This window comes from Agrobacterium sp. NPDC090283 (assembly GCF_044769685.1).
Classification (GTDB): domain Bacteria; phylum Pseudomonadota; class Alphaproteobacteria; order Rhizobiales; family Rhizobiaceae; genus Agrobacterium.
Map to the genome: position 1 here is coordinate 92,281 of NZ_JBIVYG010000015.1, position 17,303 is coordinate 109,583.

16 protein-coding genes are annotated in these 17,303 nt (G+C 60.2%); 8 read left to right on the plus strand and 8 right to left on the minus strand.

Translation table 11 applies throughout. The features are described from left to right. Positions 1 to 29: 29 nt before the first annotated feature. From ACIQUH_RS20285 to ACIQUH_RS20305, 5 genes are all read left to right on the plus strand, one after another. Positions 30 to 1,685: an alpha-glucosidase family protein gene (locus ACIQUH_RS20285; protein WP_400818228.1), complete on the plus strand. Its 1,656-nt coding sequence runs from the start codon at positions 30 to 32 to the stop codon at positions 1,683 to 1,685. Positions 1,686 to 1,705: 20 nt separating this feature from the next. Beyond that, on the plus strand, positions 1,706 to 2,794 hold the full coding sequence (locus ACIQUH_RS20290; RefSeq protein WP_400818230.1) for an ABC transporter ATP-binding protein: 1,089 nt from the start codon (positions 1,706 to 1,708) through the stop codon (positions 2,792 to 2,794). 239 nt (positions 2,795 to 3,033) lie between these two features. Next, entirely contained in the window at positions 3,034 to 3,390 is a 357-nt protein-coding gene (locus tag ACIQUH_RS20295) for a hypothetical protein (protein WP_035236048.1), read from the plus strand. A gap of 124 nt (positions 3,391 to 3,514) precedes the next feature. After that, positions 3,515 to 3,778 carry a type II toxin-antitoxin system ParD family antitoxin gene (locus ACIQUH_RS20300; RefSeq protein WP_400818233.1) on the plus strand — a complete coding sequence of 88 codons (264 nt, stop codon included), beginning with the start codon at positions 3,515 to 3,517 and terminating at the stop codon, positions 3,776 to 3,778. After that, a complete protein-coding gene (locus ACIQUH_RS20305) occupies positions 3,775 to 4,068 on the plus strand; it encodes a type II toxin-antitoxin system RelE/ParE family toxin (protein WP_400818236.1) in 294 nt (97 codons plus the stop codon). The genes ACIQUH_RS20300 and ACIQUH_RS20305 overlap by 4 nt, the downstream gene beginning before the upstream one ends. 89 nt (positions 4,069 to 4,157) lie before the next feature. Here ACIQUH_RS20305 and ACIQUH_RS20310 read toward each other — a convergent pair whose 3' ends face one another. The 6 genes from ACIQUH_RS20310 to ACIQUH_RS20335 all read right to left on the minus strand — a co-directional run bounded on the left by ACIQUH_RS20310 (position 4,158) and on the right by ACIQUH_RS20335 (position 12,753). Continuing rightward, positions 4,158 to 5,522 (minus strand): metallophosphoesterase, encoded by a 1,365-nt coding sequence (locus ACIQUH_RS20310; RefSeq protein WP_400818238.1) that lies wholly within the window; start codon positions 5,520 to 5,522, stop codon positions 4,158 to 4,160. A gap of 221 nt (positions 5,523 to 5,743) precedes the next feature. Further along, on the minus strand, positions 5,744 to 7,564 hold the full coding sequence (gene edd / locus ACIQUH_RS20315) for a phosphogluconate dehydratase (RefSeq protein ID WP_309578519.1): 1,821 nt from the start codon (positions 7,562 to 7,564) through the stop codon (positions 5,744 to 5,746). A 128-nt stretch (positions 7,565 to 7,692) separates the two neighbouring features. Beyond that, entirely contained in the window at positions 7,693 to 8,391 is a 699-nt protein-coding gene (gene pgl, locus ACIQUH_RS20320) for a 6-phosphogluconolactonase (protein WP_400818240.1), read from the minus strand. 11 nt (positions 8,392 to 8,402) lie between these two features. Continuing rightward, positions 8,403 to 9,878, minus strand: coding sequence for a glucose-6-phosphate dehydrogenase (gene zwf, locus ACIQUH_RS20325; protein WP_400818243.1), 1,476 nt, complete (start codon positions 9,876 to 9,878; stop codon positions 8,403 to 8,405). A gap of 136 nt (positions 9,879 to 10,014) precedes the next feature. Next, positions 10,015 to 11,301 carry an NAD(P)/FAD-dependent oxidoreductase gene (locus ACIQUH_RS20330; RefSeq protein WP_400818246.1) on the minus strand — a complete coding sequence of 429 codons (1,287 nt, stop codon included), beginning with the start codon at positions 11,299 to 11,301 and terminating at the stop codon, positions 10,015 to 10,017. A gap of 12 nt (positions 11,302 to 11,313) precedes the next feature. Beyond that, positions 11,314 to 12,753 carry a glutamine synthetase family protein gene (locus tag ACIQUH_RS20335; protein WP_400818248.1) on the minus strand — a complete coding sequence of 480 codons (1,440 nt, stop codon included), beginning with the start codon at positions 12,751 to 12,753 and terminating at the stop codon, positions 11,314 to 11,316. A 123-nt stretch (positions 12,754 to 12,876) separates the two neighbouring features. Between ACIQUH_RS20335 and ACIQUH_RS20340 the strand changes: the two genes are divergently transcribed. From ACIQUH_RS20340 to ACIQUH_RS20350, 3 genes are all read left to right on the plus strand, one after another. After that, complete coding sequence (locus tag ACIQUH_RS20340; protein WP_400818250.1) at positions 12,877 to 14,061, plus strand: NAD(P)/FAD-dependent oxidoreductase; 1,185 nt, start codon at positions 12,877 to 12,879, stop codon at positions 14,059 to 14,061. A gap of 155 nt (positions 14,062 to 14,216) precedes the next feature. Then, the gene (locus tag ACIQUH_RS20345; RefSeq protein WP_400818252.1) at positions 14,217 to 14,351 is read left to right on the plus strand and encodes a hypothetical protein; all 135 of its coding nucleotides are present in this window, start codon (positions 14,217 to 14,219) and stop codon (positions 14,349 to 14,351) included. Between the two features lie 253 nt (positions 14,352 to 14,604). Then, positions 14,605 to 15,477, plus strand: coding sequence for a LysR family transcriptional regulator (locus ACIQUH_RS20350; protein WP_400818255.1), 873 nt, complete (start codon positions 14,605 to 14,607; stop codon positions 15,475 to 15,477). Positions 15,478 to 15,492: 15 nt separating this feature from the next. Here the strand turns inward: ACIQUH_RS20350 and ACIQUH_RS20355 are convergent, their stop codons facing one another. Together ACIQUH_RS20355 and aceA are read right to left on the minus strand one after the other, a co-directional pair. Further along, positions 15,493 to 15,750 carry a hypothetical protein gene (locus ACIQUH_RS20355; protein ID WP_003493954.1) on the minus strand — a complete coding sequence of 86 codons (258 nt, stop codon included), beginning with the start codon at positions 15,748 to 15,750 and terminating at the stop codon, positions 15,493 to 15,495. 84 nt (positions 15,751 to 15,834) lie between these two features. After that, on the minus strand, positions 15,835 to 17,124 hold the full coding sequence (gene aceA / locus ACIQUH_RS20360) for an isocitrate lyase (RefSeq protein WP_400818258.1): 1,290 nt from the start codon (positions 17,122 to 17,124) through the stop codon (positions 15,835 to 15,837). Between the last annotated feature and the right edge of the window lie 179 nt (positions 17,125 to 17,303).

The following is a 17,303-nucleotide window of genomic DNA, read 5'->3' on the forward strand; positions in this document are numbered from 1 at the left end:
TGAACGCCCATACCAGACAGGACACTTCCATGACCGCTTCGGTGACTTCCGCTTTGACGCCCAACAAGGACTGGTGGCGCGGCGCTGTTATCTATCAGATCTATCCGCGCTCCTATCAGGACTCCAATGGCGACGGCATCGGCGATCTCAAGGGCATCACCGATCGACTGGCGCATATTGCCGGCCTCGGTGCTGACGCCATCTGGATTTCGCCGTTCTTCACCTCGCCGATGAAGGATTTCGGTTACGACGTCTCGAATTATGTCGATGTCGACCCGATGTTCGGCACGCTCGCCGATTTCGACGGGCTGATTGCCGAAGCCCATCGGCTTGGCATCCGCGTCATGATCGATCTCGTCATGTCGCACACGTCCGATCAGCATCCCTGGTTCGTGGAAAGTCGCGCCAGCCGCAACAATCCGAAATCGGACTGGTATGTCTGGTCGGATGGCAAGCCGGACGGAACGCCGCCCAACAACTGGCTGTCGATCTTCGGTGGTCCGGGCTGGCAGTGGGACCCGACGCGCATGCAATATTACATGCACAACTTCCTGACGTCGCAGCCGGACCTCAACCTGCATAACCCGGAAGTGCAGGAAGAGCTGCTGAACATCACCCGCTTCTGGCTGAAGCGTGGCGTCGATGGTTTCCGCCTCGACACCATCAACTTCTATTTCCACGACCTTGAACTGCGCGACAACCCGGCGCTTGCACCGGAACGCCGCAATGCCTCCACGGCTCCTGCGGTCAATCCCTATAACTTCCAGGAACATCTCTACGACAAGAACCGCCCGGAAAACATCGCCTTCCTGAAGCGTTTCCGCGCCGTGCTGGACGAGTTCCCCGACATCGCCGCTGTCGGCGAAGTGGGCGATAGCCAGCGCGGTCTCGAAATCGTCGGTGAATATACCTCCGGCGATGACAAGATGCAGATGTGCTATGCCTTCGAATTCCTGGCACCTGATGCGCTGACCCCGCAGCGCGTTGCCGATGTGCAGGCGGATTTTGCGAGAGCCGCTCCGGAAGGCTGGGCCTGCTGGGCTTTCTCCAACCATGATGTCGTGCGCCATGTCAGCCGCTGGGGCGAGCATGTCGAGGACAAGGATGCCTTCGCCAAGGTGCTTTCGGCGCTGCTGATGACGCAGCGCGGCTCCGTCTGCATCTATGAGGGCGAAGAACTCGGCCTCACCGAAGCCGATATCGCCTTCGAGGATCTGCAGGATCCATACGGCATCCAGTTCTGGCCGGAATTCAAGGGCCGCGACGGTTGCCGCACGCCTATGGTGTGGGATGCCGGCCACGCACAGGCCGGTTTCTCGACAGCCGACAAGACATGGCTGCCCATTCCGGCCGAACACAAGCAGCGTGCCGTCAGCGCCCAGCAGGGCAATGAAGCTTCGGTGCTGGAACATTACCGCCGCTTCCTCGCTTTCCGCAAGCAGCACCCGGCTTTCGCAAAGGGTGGTATCGAATTCCAGCCGGTGCAGGGCGAGGTGCTGAGCTATACCCGCAAGCTGGGCAACGAAACCGTTCTTTGCCTCTTCAACTTGTCCGCAACGCCGGCAAAAGCCACGCTGCCGGAAGGGAACTGGGAGGTTCTCGAAGGTCACGGCTTTGCAGGCGACCTTGAAGGCAGAAGCGTAGAACTTCCGGCATGGGGCGCTTTCTTCGCCCGTTACGCCTGACAGAACAGGGAGGAACACCCATGACAAGTCTCGTTCTCAAGGATATCCGCAAATCATACGGGCAGGTGAAGGTCCTGCACGGCATCGATCTGCAGATCGAACAGGGCGAATTCATCGTTTTCGTCGGCCCGTCCGGCTGCGGAAAATCGACGCTTCTGCGGATGATCGCCGGTCTGGAGGAAATCACCGGCGGCGAGATGTATATTGACGGCCAGCTCGTCAATGAAATCCCGCCCTCGCGCCGGGGCATCGCCATGGTGTTCCAGTCCTATGCGCTTTATCCGCATATGACCGTCTACGACAACATGGCCTTCGGCATGAAGATTGCCAAGGAGAACAAGCAGGAGATCGACCGCCGCGTTCGCGCCGCCGCCGAAATCCTGCAACTGACGCAATATCTGGAGCGTCTGCCCAAGGCTCTGTCCGGTGGCCAGCGTCAGCGTGTCGCCATCGGCCGCGCCATCTGCCGCAATCCCAAGGTCTTCCTGTTCGATGAGCCTTTGTCGAACCTCGATGCGGCGCTGCGTGTCGCCACCCGCATCGAGATTGCCAAGCTCAACGAGCAGATGGCCGATACGACGATGATCTACGTCACCCACGATCAGGTGGAAGCGATGACGCTGGCGGATCGTATCGTGGTTCTGAATGCCGGTCGTGTGGAACAGGTCGGCGCGCCGCTCGAACTTTATGAAAGGCCCGCCAATCTCTTCGTGGCGCGTTTCATCGGCTCACCTGCGATGAACATCATCGCTGCAAAAATCACCGGAACCGGCGAACGGACCTCCATCGAACTTGCCGGCGGTAAGACGCTCGCCGTTTATGTTCCCACGCCCGCAACCGAAAACGGCAAGGCGGCGAGTTTCGGTGTCCGGCCGGAAGATCTGAGCATCGTTACCGGTGACGATTATCTTTTCGAGGGAAAAGTCGCGATCGTCGAGGCGCTTGGTGAAGTGACCCTGCTTTATCTCGAGGCGCCCAAGGGGCAGGAACCGATCATCGTCAAGGTGCCGGGCATCGTTTCCGTCACCAAGGGCGAAACGCTGCGTTTTGCGGCGCCGCAGGAAAAACTCCATCTCTTCGACGCCGAGGGCAAGACCTACCGCGTCTAATTGCCATGATACCGAAACCATGCCCCGGAACGTCCTTGTCCCGGGGTTATTTCCGGCCTTTTTACCGCTGTGGAAAAAAGTCGGAAATGTCCCGCTTCCGGTCCGTTTAAGACTGCGCTGATATGAATTGTTAAAGACTATGACCTAGTCTCGATTCATTGATCGAGCATGGGAGTCTGGGCGTGCAGAGCGGTACGGGTGTCATCAGGAACCATTACCTGAGCAAGGAAGAATCCTTCATGTATGACCGCGAAAGCCGGTTTCGCATGGAAGATACCATGAATGCCGCACGCATCGAATATACCGAAAAGGCCGTGATGCATATGGCGGCGCGGCGCTGCGACGTCATCCGCATCTCCCAGACCGAAGCCGTGCTGGCGCTGCTGACGAAATATAACCTGCCCAACCAGTTCTATCTCGATATTCCCGACGCCCGCATCACCAAGATCGGCTGCGTCATGTTGCGCGTCAACGCCAACAATACCATCCACGTCCGCTTCCTGCGCATGTTGACGCAGAAGGAACTGGACCGCATTTTCGTGTTCAGCACCCATCCGGCGCACAGGGACCGGAAGCTGGATATCCGGTCGTTCTGATATCATCTGCGACCGGCAAAATGATTTAACCGGTTGTTTTACCCGTCCGCATCGCCCGGCGTCATATCCTGCCGTTGCTAACTATTATCACAGGATGGTATAGGTGGGCGGAGAGGATATCGGTATGGCAAGCAGTGCAAATCTCGGTCGGCATCTGGAAACTTACGTCTCTGACCTTGTGAAGTCGGGGCGTTATAATTCTCGCAGCGAGGTGTTGCGGGAGGGCGTTCGGCTGGTGGAAGAGCGTGAAAAGAAACTCGCCGCTCTTGATTTGGCAATTGCACGCGGCGTCGCGGACGCGGATGCAGGACGCGTGACGCCAATCGAGGACGTTGCATCGCAGCTTAGCGCCAAGTACCGGAAAATTGCGGAAGAAAGCGGGCTGTGATCGTCGTTCTCACCGACGAGGCCAAGGCAGACCTTGAGCGCATCGGTGATTTTATTGCGGCTGATAATCCGCGACGTGCAGAAACCTTCGTTGCTGAATTGCTGGACCGATGTTCAAGACTGGCGGAGATGCCGAGAGCCTATCCGCTCGTGCCCCGGTACGAGCAAACCGGCATTCGCCGCCGTCCTTATGAAAACTATCTCGTTTTTTATCGTGTTGCCGAAACGCGCGTGGAAATTTTGCACATTCTGAACGGTGCCCAGGATTACGAATCCATCCTCTTCCCATAAGACTGATTCACACCTCGATCCCGAAACCGCAGCATGAATCAAGAATTTACAGGCCGTAGCGACCGTCTCTGCTTTCGATATCTGCGATCTTAAGAAAGCCCGCCCAGAACCGTCTGCTTCAGCTTCACATCCGTCACCTCGGTAAAGGTCAGATCGCCACGGCCGAAATAGGATTTCTGGTTGGTGGCCGACCAGTCGTTGCAGACGAGCTTGTAGCGGTCTTTCTTTTCCGGCTTCTCCGGCATCGCATAGAGATAGTCGCCGGTGCGGGCGGCGAGCGGAATGTCGCCGTCCTGGTTGCAGCGCTTGAGGATTTGCGCAAGCGCCTCGCCATCCACTTCCGTCACCATCAGCTTGCCGTCGAAACGCAGCGATGCGTTGAAGTCGTAGCGGCGAATATCGCCCGCAGGCAGGCCGGCGCCGAAGGAGGTGTGGCCGATAAAGCCGACATCCGCACCGGTTTTTGCCGCGATGAGCTGCGCCACATGACGGCCGGCTTCATCGACGGTCATTGCCTTGGCGGATTTGCCGACGACTTGCCGCTCTTCCGCCGTCAGATGCTTTTCGAGCGTCTGTTCGATCAGGGTCTTGAGGGCAGGGGAGACCGGGCCGTCACGATCGATGGCGACTGTTTCGATGGCAGCGGCCTTACCGGGAGCCGCAATCGTCGCAACCGTCATGGAGGTGCACCAGGAGCCGGTATGGACATAACGCGTCGCGCCCTGCTCATGCACGAAGTTCAGGTGATCGTGACCGCCCACCAGCAGCGTACCATCCGGCAGCAGCGGTAGGATATCACGGTCGGCGACAACGCCGGCATGGCTGAGAACGATGTTGATCGCATCCGCTTTGACGATATCAGGCAGATTGGTCTTCGCCCATTCCACTGGCTGCGGAATGTCGAGCATTTCGCGCGTGGCCTTCGGATAGGTGTTGATCGCATTGGTGGCGAGGCCCGCGAGGATGACCTTGCGATCACCGGCGTTCACCTCGGCACGATCAGGCGCATAGGGCTTTCCGCTGCGCTTGTCGACGATGTTGGAAAGCACGATGATGCCGAGTGCCTGGGCACGGGTCACAAAATTGGCGAGGTCGTTATCGATATCCGGCTCATGATTGCCGATATTGATGACGGTGGGAGCGAGCTTTGCGAGCGCCGCGAGGAAAGTCCATTCGATTTCGCCGGCCGAGCGTGCGGCCACTGCATTGCCGATCTCGAACAGGTCGCCGTTCAGAAGGATGATGTGGGGAACCTTGTCGGCGGCGATGCGCGTTTCGATGGCTGCGAGAAGCTGACCGATACGCTCATAGGCGGAATGCAGGTCGGAGATGACGATTGCGCGCAGAGCCGCATCCTGCGCCATGACCGGCGTTGCCGCCACCAGCAGCGGCAGCATGGCGGTGCCGGCCATCAGCTTCAGCACATCGCGGCGTTTGCTTGAGAAAATCGTCATGTTCTAGGCCCCATCATCCGAAACTATGCCGCCGTCCCGCGGCTGGTCGAAGAAGGCCCTAAAGGGAGATCATCACAGCCGCATGACAAGTCTGACGTTTCAGAAACGGGAAATAAAGCGGTTTCTGCACCGGATCATTCCGGGCGAGAAAGTGCAGTCAGACGATGTCGCAAAGCAGGGTTGAAAGGCGAAAACCGCATCGGCCTTCGCCTTTCAGAATGTCAATGGAACAGAACGCTGGCGCCCTGATCGGCCGGGCCGGCATTGCGGCGGAAGGGGGCGAAAAGTTCGCGGCCCATGCCCCATTCATTGCCGGAAAGATCGGCGCGCGCCGGTTCGCGTTTCGCCAGCTCGGCGGCGGACACCAGCACTTCCAGCGTTCCGGAGATAGCGTCGAGACGGATGATGTCGCCATCGCGGATGAGCGAAATCGGGCCGCAATCGGAAGCCTCCGGCGTGACGTGGATCGCGGCCGGCACCTTGCCTGACGCGCCAGACATGCGCCCATCCGTCACCAGTGCCACCTTGAAGCCGCGATCCTGCAAAACGCCGAGCGGCGGCGTCAGGCGGTGCAGCTCCGGCATGCCATTGGCCTTCGGTCCCTGGAAGCGGACGACGGCGATGAAGTCGCGGTTGAGCTTGCCGTCCTTGAATGCGTCCTGAAGCTCCTGCTGATCGTTGAAGACGATCGCCGGCGCTTCGATGATGTGGCGTTCCGGCTTGACGGCGGAAATCTTGATGACCGATTTGCCGAGATTGCCCGTCAGCATCTTCAGGCCGCCAGTCGGCTGGAACGGCGTTTCGATGCTGGAAAGCACCTTCGGATCATGGCTCTGCTCAGGGGAGGGCTCACGGGTTACCGCGCCCTTTTCATCGAGCTTGGCATCGACGGTATAGGCTGCAAGACCCTGTCCGAAAACGGTGCGCACATCGTCATGCACGAAGCCCTGTTTCAGCAACTGCTTGATGAGGAAGCCCATGCCGCCGGCGGCGTGGAAATGGTTCACATCCGCAAGGCCGTTGGGGTAAACGCGGGCGAGCAGCGGCACGATGTCGGAAAGATCGGAAATATCCTGCCAGGTGAGGATGATGCCGGCGGCGCGCGCCATGGCGATCAGGTGCATGGTGTGGTTGGTGGAACCACCCGTCGCATGCAGGCCGACGACGCCGTTGACGACGGATCTTTCGTCGATCATCTCGCCCGCCGGCGTGAACTCATTGCCCTGCGCGGTGATCGCCAGCGCGCGCTTGGCTGCTTCACGGGTCAGCGCGTCACGCAGCGGCGTGCCGGGATTGATGAAGGAGGAGCCGGGCATATGGAAGCCCATGATCTCCATCAGCATCTGGTTCGAATTGGCGGTGCCGTAGAAGGTGCAGGTGCCGGGGCCGTGATAGGACTTGGATTCCGCTTCCAGAAGCTCGGCGCGGCCAACCTTGCCTTCGGCATAAAGCTGGCGGATGCGGGATTTCTCGTCATTCGGCAGGCCCGACGTCATCGGACCAGCGGGAACGAAGACGGCGGGCAGATGGCCGAAGGCGAGCGCGGCGATGACGAGGCCAGGCACGATCTTGTCGCAGACGCCGAGATAGACGGCGGCGTCGAACATGTTGTGCGACAGGCCGATGCCGGCCGCCATGGCGATGGCATCGCGGGAAAACAGCGAAAGCTCCATGCCGGGCTGGCCTTGCGTCACGCCGTCACACATGGCGGGAACCGCGCCGGCCACCTGCGCTATGCCGCCCGCTTCCTTGGCCGCATCGCGGATGATCGCCGGGAAGGTCTCGTAGGGCTGGTGCGCCGAAAGCATGTCGTTATAGGCGGTGATGATGCCGAGATTGGGGACCCGGTCGCCGGCAAGGATGTCCTTGTCGGCGGGGGAACAGACCGCAAACCCATGCGCAAGATTGCCGCAGGACAGAACGGAACGGTGAACGCCTTTTGAGACCTGCAGCCGCAACCGCTCGAGATAGGTCTCGCGATAGGGCTTGGAACGTTCGACAATGCGGGCGGTGATGGCCTGAATGCGGGAATCGGCGGACATGGGCGTTCATCCTGTTCGTTGGTCGGCAACCGGCATTCCGGGAGGTGAGCGGCCGGTTGTCGTGTTTCAGTCTTCATGTCGTCGGGGCGCTTTGTCGCCGGGCCGCAATCGCGGCGGTGGCGTTTGGCTTATGGCGCCCAGTATATATCCACGGGCGTTTCGGCCCGGTTCAGCACGGCGCGGATTGGCATTTCGTCTTCGTCCTCGCCTGATTGCGCCTTCTCCAGCGTCGCCTTCTTGGCGGCACCTTCAATATGCAGCACCAGAAAATCGGCATCGTGCAGGCTGGAGAAGTTGAACGTCAACCGCTCCTCTCCGGCATTCTCCGCCGCCATGGTCAAGACGCCACGCGGCTCATCGAGATCAAGCGCTTCGTAGAGATTGTCGCCACCCGGGAAGAACGATGCCGTGTGGCCATCCGTTCCCATGCCGAGAATGACGACGTCGAAAGGATCGCAGATCGCTTCGGTCTTGACGGTCGCAAGCGTTGCCGCATCCTCCGGCGAGGCCGCCGGCTGGAAGAGCGGGACAAAATAGGCCGACTTCGCCTTGTCCTGCAGAAGATTCTCGGCAACGAGGCGGTGGTTCGAACGGTCGCTTTCCGGCGGCACGAAACGCTCGTCCACCAGCGTCACGCTGATATTGGGCCAGTCGAGATCGTGTTTGGAGAGCGCCTGAAAGAACAGCTTCGGTGTCGAGCCGCCGGAAACCGCAATGCTTGCGGCCCCCCGCTCCTTGGTTGCCGCATCAAGGCGTTTGGCAACCTCCGCCGCCAGCGCGGTGGCCAGTTCGGCGGCGGTGTCGAAGACGTGGATCGTTTCGCTCATCGGCCCGGCCCTCAGTCGGCATCGTGCCAGGTGCGGCCGTCGCGCTCGATCAATGCGATCGAACCGCTCGGACCCCAGGTGCCGGCCGTATAACCCTGTACGCCCTGTCCCAGATCTTCCCAGCTCTTCAAGATGGGGTCGATCCAGTCCCAGGCGGCCTCGACTTCGTCGCGGCGCATGAACAGCGTCTGGTTGGAACGGATGGTGTCCATCAACAGCCGCTCATAGGCGTCCGGGCTGCGCACGTTGAAAGCTTCGGCAAAGCTCATGTCGAGGGAAACCTGGCGCAGGCGCATGCCGCCCGGGCCGGGATCCTTGATGAGGAGCGACTGCTTGACGCCTTCATCCGGCTGCAGGCGAATGACCAGCTTGTTGGCCTCGATCTTGCCGGCCGCATCGTCGAAGATCGAGTGCGGAATCTGCTTGAAGGTGACGACGATTTCCGAAACGCGGGTCGCGAGGCGTTTGCCGGTGCGGATGTAGAAGGGAACGCCGGCCCAGCGCCAGTTGGCGATTTCAGCCTTGATGGCGACGAAGGTTTCGGTGTTGGAAACGCCGCCTTCCAGCTCTTCCAGATAACCCTTGACCGGGCCACCGGCGGAAGCGCCGGCGCGGTACTGGCCGCGCACGGTCAGCTTTTCGACATTGCTGGTATCGATCGGCTTCAGCGAGCGTAGAACCTTGAGCTTTTCGTCGCGCACGGCTTCCGCATTCATGGAAGCCGGCGGTTCCATGGCGACAAGGCAAAGCAGCTGCAGTATATGGTTCTGAACCATGTCGCGCAGCGCGCCGGCCTTGTCGTAATAACCGGCACGGCCTTCGAGACCGACCGCTTCGGCAACGGTGATCTGAACATGGTCGATATGGGCGGAATTCCACAGCGGCTCGTAAAGCGCGTTGGCGAAACGCAGCGCCATCAGGTTTTGCACCGTCTCCTTGCCGAGATAGTGGTCGATGCGGAAGATCTGCTCTTCCTTGAAGACATGGCCGATGGTGTCGTTGAGTTCCTGCGCGGAGGCGAGATCGCGGCCGATCGGCTTTTCAACGACGATGCGGGTCGAGCGGGTAATCAGCTTGTGTTCGCGGATCTTGTCGGCGATGTCGCCGAAAATGCCCGGCGCCACGGCCAGATAAAAGGCGCGGATGCGTTCCTTGCCCTCATCGAGCAGCTTCTTCAGCACGTCCCAGCCATTGCCGGACTTGGCGTCGACGGGCACGTAAAAAAGCCGGTTGAGGAACAGGGTGACCTGCGCGTCGTCATATTCGCCGGCCTTCAGGTGTTCCTTCAGGGCGTCCTGCGCGAATTTGCGATATTCCTCATGGGTCATGACCGAACGCGACGCGCCGATGATGCGGGTCGGCTCCGTGAACTGGCCTTCGACCTGCCGGTGATAAAGGGCCGGCAGAAGCTTGCGTTCGGCAAGATCGCCCGTGCCGCCGAAAACGACACAATCAAAAGGTTCAACAGGAATGATCTGACTGCTCATATCGATTCTCTCGATCTTCAAAGGTTGGGGCATCAATAATCTAATCGATTTAAAAATGCCAGACTCAGTTATGTGAAATTATGAATTTTGCTTCCGCCAACTCGTCCGCCGCCGGCAACAGTCTGTAAACATTGGCCTAAAACCTATCTCGCAACGCGTACCAGGAGAGCGCGAGGAAAAGCAGCGGCGCGCGCAGCGACGCCCCGCCGGGGAAAGGCGGCACCTTCAGCTGCGCGAAGGGCGCCAGCATGTCCTTTTTGCCGAGAACGAGATCGGCATAGAGCTTGCCGCAATAATTCGACAGCATCACGCCATGGCCGGAATAACCGCCGATGGAGGTGACGCCCGGCATGACGTCGCGCACGAAGACCCGTCGCGGCAGGGTAATGCCGACCGAGCCGCCCCAGGAATGGGTGATGTCTATGTCTTTCAGCGCGGGATAGATTTCCGCGATCTGCCGGCGGATATGGCTGGAAATATCGCGCGGCGTATCGGCCGTATAGGCTTCCCGCCCGCCAAACAGCAGCCGGTTATCGGCCGTCTTGCGGAAATAGCGCACCACGAACCGCGAATCCGCCACGGCTTCCCGGTCGGGAATGATGTCGGGAAACGCATCCAGCGGCACGGTAGCGCCGATGAAGGAGCGGATCGGCATGATATGGGCGGCGGTGACCGGCTCCAGATTGCCGATATAGGCATTGGTGGCAATCAGTACCCGCGGCGCGGTGATCGTACCGAAAGGCGTTTCGATGATGGTCTTGCCGCCCGCCTGGCGGATGGATTTCGCCGGCGTCATTTCATAAATGCCGGCGCCCGCCGCTTTCGCCGCCTTCGCCAGCCCGACCAGCAGCTTCAACGGGTGGATATGGCCGGTACCGGTATCGCGCGTGCCGCCGAAATAATGGGTGGAACCGACACGTCTGCGCGCTTCTGCGCGTTCCATGTAGGAAATATACGGATAGCCATAGCGATTGTTCATCGCATCGACGCTTCGGCGATAGTCGTCCTCGTAAGCGGCCTTGTGCGCCACATAGAGCTGCCCGGGAAGATATTCCATGTCGATGCCGCGACTGACGGCGAAGCCGCGCACATAATTCTTGGCGTCCTCGGCAATGTCGAACAGCAGTTTCGATTGCTCGAAGCCGATCTCTTCTTCCACCTCGTCGGGGAAGGAGCGCTGGCCGGTGCCGAACTGGCCGCCATTGCGGCCGGAAGCGCCATCGCCGAAACGATGCGCTTCGATGAGGGCGACGGAGACACCGTTTTCGGCGAGGTTACAGGCGGCCTGAAGGCCGGTATAACCGCCGCCGATGATCGCGACATCAACCTGCTTCGACCCGTCGAGGGCGGAATAGTCCGGCCGCTCGCCGACGGTTGCCTGATACCAGGATAATCCCGGCGCAATCGGGCTTTGCCATGTCATGCTCGTGGTTCCTCACACGTTGAGAAGCAGGAACTCGCGCTCCCAGGGGCTGATGACCTGCATGAAGGTCTCGAATTCCCCGCGTTTCAGGCCGGCATAAAGGCCCACGAATTCATGGCCGAACACCCGGTCGAACTGTTCCTCGCCTTCCAGCAGCGCCACGGCCTCAAGGAGGCCGCGCGGCAGTTCGATGGAGCCTTCATTGGCCGTATCGGCGGTGGGTTCGGTCGGTTCGATATTGTTGACGATGCCAAGCCAGCCGCAGCCGAGCGAAGCGGCAAGCGCGAGATACGGATTGGCATCCGAGCTCGGCAGACGGTTTTCGACGCGACGGGCCTGCGGGCCGGAAATCGGCACGCGGAAGGCCGTCGTGCGGTTGTCGTAACCCCAGGCATTGTTGACCGGGCAGGCCATGTCGGGCGTCAGGCGGCGATAGGAATTCACATAGGGCGCCAGCATGACGAGCGCGTTCGGAACGTAACGCTGCATGCCGCCGACAAAGGCGAAGAACTCCTTCGAAGGGCTGCCATCGGCATTGGAGAAAATATTGCGGCCGCTGTCGATTTCCACCACCGACTGGTGAATATGCATGGCCGAACCCGGCTGGCCCTGCATCGGTTTGGCCATGAAGGTGGCGTAGATGCCGTGTTTCAGTGCCGCCTCGCGGATGGTGCGCTTGAACAGGAACACCTGGTCGGCAAGCTCGATCGGGTCGCCATGGCGCAGGTTGATCTCAAGCTGCGCCGGGCCTTCCTCGTGGATCAGCGTATCGATCTCGAGGCCCTGTTTTTCGGAGAAATGATAGATGTCGTCGATCAGCTCGTCGAATTCGTTGATGCCGGCGATGGAATAGCTCTGCCCGCCGACGATGGAGCGGCCGGACCGGCCCTTCGGCGGATGCAGCGGATAGTCAGGGTCGTCATTCATGGCGACGAGATAAAATTCGATTTCCGGCGCCACGACCGGCTTCCAGCCCTTTTCGGTATAGAGCGAAAGCACATTCTTCAGCACGTTGCGCGGCGTATAGGGCACGAAATTGCCCTCGGCATCCACCACGTCGCAGATCACCTGCGCGGTCGGGTCCGTTTCCCACGGCACGACGGACAGCGTCGAAAGATCGGGCACCAGCTTCAGGTCGCTGTCGCGCGGCTCGTAGCGGAAATTGGCGGTCTCGTCGGGATACTCGCCCGATATCGTATGGCGGTAGAGGGCGGATGGCAGGGCAAGCGAGGTGTCGCCCGTGAACTTCGCCGTCGGCATCATCTTGCCGCGCGGAACTCCGGCAAGGTCGGGGGTAATGCATTCTATGTCTTCGATCCCGCGCGCCCGCAGCCATTGCGCGGCTTCGCGCCAGGAGGAAACGCCACGGGTGGAGGAAAGGTCGAGGGGAGGGGTCTTCTTTGCCATGGTTGCCTGTTTCTTCGGGCGGAGCATGGTTTTCTTGGCGGGCATGTATCACCGGGTCTGTGTTTCGACTGGCGCCATCATAACCGTAGTTTGGCAATTGGCGAGGGGGAAAGCGCCATTGACAAGCGCCGGCACTTGGAAAAGAGGAAAGGAAACGGATCGGATGGAATGATGACAGAGAAATGTGACGTGCTGATTTTGGGGGCGGGCGCCGCCGGCATGATGTGCGCCATCCGTGCCGGAAAGCGTGGCCGCTCCGTCGTCATTCTCGACCATGCCAAGGCGCCGGGTGAGAAGATCCGCATCTCCGGCGGCGGCCGCTGCAATTTCACCAATATCCACGCCGGGCCGAAGAACTATCTCTCCGCCAATCCGCATTTCGCCAAATCCGCGCTTGCCCGTTATACGCCGCGCGATTTCATCGCTCTTGTCGAAAAACACCGCATCGCCTGGCATGAAAAGACGCTTGGCCAGCTCTTTTGCGACGACAGCGCCAAGGACATCATCCGCATGCTGCTTGGCGAAATGCAGGCGGTGAATGCGAAGCTGCGGCTCGAAACATCGGTCTCGGCCGTCACCCATGATGGCGCCCGTTTTCGCGTCACGACATCCGGCGGCGTCATCGAGGCGGAAAGCCTCATTGTGGCGACGGGCGGCAAATCGATCCCGAAAATGGGCGCGACCGGTTTTGCCTATCAGCTCGCCGAACAATTCGGTCTCAAGCTCGTCGAGCCGCGTCCCGGTCTCGTGCCGCTGACGCTTGATCCCGCCTTGCTGGAAAAACTGAGCCCGCTTGCCGGTGTCGCGGTTCCAGCGGAGGTCTATCACGGCAAAACGTCGTTTGAGGAAGCGCTGCTCTTCACCCATCGCGGTTTGAGCGGCCCCTCCATACTGCAAATCTCCTCCTACTGGCGCGAGGGCGATGTCATCCGTCTGAAGCTGGAACCGGCGCGCGATATCGCCGTGCTGCTGAAGCAGGCGAAACAGAAGAACGGCCGCCAGTCGCCCCAGACCGCCTTGTCGGACATCCTGCCGAAACGGCTTGCCCAGCACGTCGTCGAACAATCCGGCCTCACCGGCCATCTGGCTGACATGTCCGACAAGGTGCTGGCGAAGCTGGCGGGCGAGGTGCAGGACTGGCAGATCAAGCCTGCCGGGTCCGAAGGCTATCGCACGGCGGAAGTCACGCTCGGCGGCGTGGACACGACCGGTCTCGATTCCCGCAGCATGGCTGCGAAGTCCGTACCCGGCCTCTATTTCATCGGTGAATGTGTTGATGTGACCGGCTGGCTCGGTGGTTATAATTTTCAGTGGGCCTGGGCATCCGGGCACGCGGCGGGTGAATTCGCGTGAGGCCACGCCCGTTAATGCCTTGTTAACGGGCGTGGAGTCATCCTGACCAAATGCCAGCAAGGCCGGATCGCTCAATGATCCCGCTGCACATGATGTCCTGCTGGAGGCCCTCAACAGGGCATGGGTCGGTTGAGTTTTTCGTCAGGAACCCGCGCATGAACAGATCTGCACATCGCCGCCCTCGCGCCATTGCCATCGCCCGCACTGACAACGAGAGCCGTCATCTGGCCTTTCGCCTGAGCCTCATCGCAGCCGGTGCCCTCGCAGCCCTGATCGCTCTCTTTCACTGATCTGCGGCTCTTCGCCCTCATCCGGCTTATAAGCGCGCTGAAAAGCCGCCACGGCCGAGATGCCTCGGCCATATCGGCATAAAACTTCTCTTCCTGCAGAATGGCTTCGCGCCGTGTGCGCGGCTGCTGGTTTTCGATAATGACCCGTGCTGCAAAAATCGCGTGCATGTCGCTCTCCTTCTAATGCGGAGGGCCATGATGCGCGCCGTTTTTTGATTTATCTGCGCAAGAAAATGCGCTACGTTTTTCACTGATGAAAAACGTCACCTGGGATTCCTATCAGCTTTTCCTCGATGTGTCACGCAGCGGCGGCCTGACCGGGGCCGCGGCCCTGACGGGCTTGAGCCCCGCGACCATTGGACGGCGCATGGTCGAGCTGGAGGAGCGTATCGGCAAGGCGCTGTTCCAGCGCAGCCAGACGGGATACGCCCTGACGGCGGATGGCCGCACGCTGTTCGATCGGCTTCAGGCAATGGAGAATGCGGCCAAGGACATCGAGGGATGGCAGAAGGCGTCTTCGGCCTCTTCCACCGTGCGCATTGCCGTCGGCACCTGGAATGCCTGGCTGCTGACCGGGAATTTCTCCGCCATCTGCACCGACCGCGATGATTTTCGCATCGATCTTTTCATTGCGGAACAGAGAGCGGCTCTGGCGCATCGAGAAAACGACATCGGCATCCGCGCTTTCGAGCCGCAGGAAAAGAACCTTGCCGCCATCAGGACGGGGGAGGTGGCCTATGCGCCCTACAGGCTGCGCAACGCCGCTGCCGCTGTCGCCGACCGCTGGCTGGCGGTGGCCGAGGAAAGCGCCATTTCAACCTATCTGCGCTGGCCGCATGAAAATCGTAACGGTGAGATCGTGGTAACGGTGAACCGCCCGGTGGCGCTGCTCGACCTGGTGCTGGCCGGGGCAGGGGTTGCCGTGCTTCCCTGTTTCGTGGGCGATGCGGATGGACGTCTTGCCCGCGAAGGTGGGGAAATAGAGCCGCTTCGCCACAATCAATGGATCGTCATGAACAATGACGATCGCCACCGCCGCGATATCAGGACGGTGGCGGATCGGATGACCCGTCTGATCAAGGGCCATTCCGATCTATATGCCGGGCGCAAAAGCCGCCCGGCATAAAAGAACGGCTGCCGGTCAGGCGGCGGCACTTCCCTGCGCGACGATGACGGGGATCAGCAGATCGCCCCAGTTGCCGCCGCCGCCATGGTGGCGGGCCGAGCGGACAAGCTCGACGGAAACACCGGCCTCGACGGCTTTCATGACGGCCTGGTTGAGGCGGTGCAGATCGTTGGCCAGCATGCGGATGGCGGCCTGCTGATCCTGCGTCATGGCGGAGGATTGTTCCTCGGCGCGTTCCTTGACGTGGGTCTTGATGGGATTGTGGGCATTCATGGCATTTCTCCTCTCATTATTGGTTGGGGTTCTTGATCCGGTTTGCAAGCCCTTCCTGTCACCGGGAAGGGCGGTTTTTCGATTTTATTCGGCCGCCGGTCGGAACTGGTCGTGCTCGGTGGATTCCTTCATGGCTGTCGTGGACGACGTGCCGCCCGAAATCGCCAGAGACACGGCGTCGAAATAGCCGGTGCCGACTTCGCGCTGGTGCTTGGTGGCGGTGTAACCGTTCGCTTCTGCCGCGAATTCCGCTTCCTGAAGCTCGGAATAGGCTGCCATCTGCCGATCCTTGTAACCGCGGGCCAGTTCGAACATGCCGAAATTCAGCTGGTGGAAACCGGCAAGTGTGATGAACTGGAACTTGTAGCCCATCGCGCCCAGCTCGCGCTGGAACTTGGCAATCGTCGCGTCATCGAGGTTCTTTTTCCAGTTGAACGACGGCGAGCAATTGTAAGCGAGCTTCTTGCCGGGATGCACCTTGTGCACGCCTTCCGCAAACCTGCGCGCCTGTTCGAGATCCGGCTTTGATGTCTCGCACCAGATCAGGTCGCAATAGGGCGCATAGGCCACTGCGCGGGCAATGCAGGGCTCAAGACCGTTCTTGACCTGATAGAAGCCCTCAACGGTGCGGCCGGCATCGTAATCCACGAAAGGTTGGTCGCGCTCGTCGATGTCGGAGGTCAGAAGCTTGGCGGCCTCCGCATCCGTGCGGGCGATAACCAGCGTCGGCACACCCATGACATCAGCCGCAAGCCGCGCCGCCGTCAGGTTGCGAATATGCGCCGCCGTCGGGATCAGAACCTTTCCACCGAGATGGCCGCATTTCTTTTCCGATGCCAGCTGGTCTTCATAATGAACACCCGCCGCACCCGCTTCGATAAAGGCCTTCATGATCTCGAAGGCGTTGAGCGGACCGCCGAAACCGGCCTCCGCATCGGCAACGATCGGCGCGAACCAGGTATCGACCGAAAGACCCTTGCCCTCCGCCGTCTCGATCTGGTCGGCGCGCTGCAGGGTGCGGTTGATGCGCTTGGCAAGCTCCGGTGCTGCATTGGCGGGATAAAGCGACTGGTCCGGATACATGGCCGAGGCCGTATTGGCATCGGCCGCAACCTGCCAGCCCGAGAGATAGATCGCCTTCAGCCCGGCGCGAACCATCTGCATGGCCTGGTTGCCGGAAAGCGCGCCGAGCGCATTGACGAAATTTTCCTCATTGATCAGCTTCCACAGCCGGTTCGCGCCCATCTCGGCCAGCGAGTGGCGGATTTCGACGGACCCGCGCAGTCGCTGCACGTCGGCGGCTATGTAGGTGCGCTCGATGCCGTCGAAACGTCCCTGCGGTGCGCCCGGAACAAGCTTGTAAAAATCCGTCATACTTCTTTCTCCCATGATGAATGCGGTTTCGGAAACGGCTTGCTTTCGATTTCGTAAAGCGCCGTTTGGTGTGACTACATTTACATTTTTGGAGATTTAAACGCCAGAACAAACATAAAAACAGTGACTTGAAAGAGGTTATCCTGTAGTGTGCATGACAGGGTAGGGCTGTAAAATTG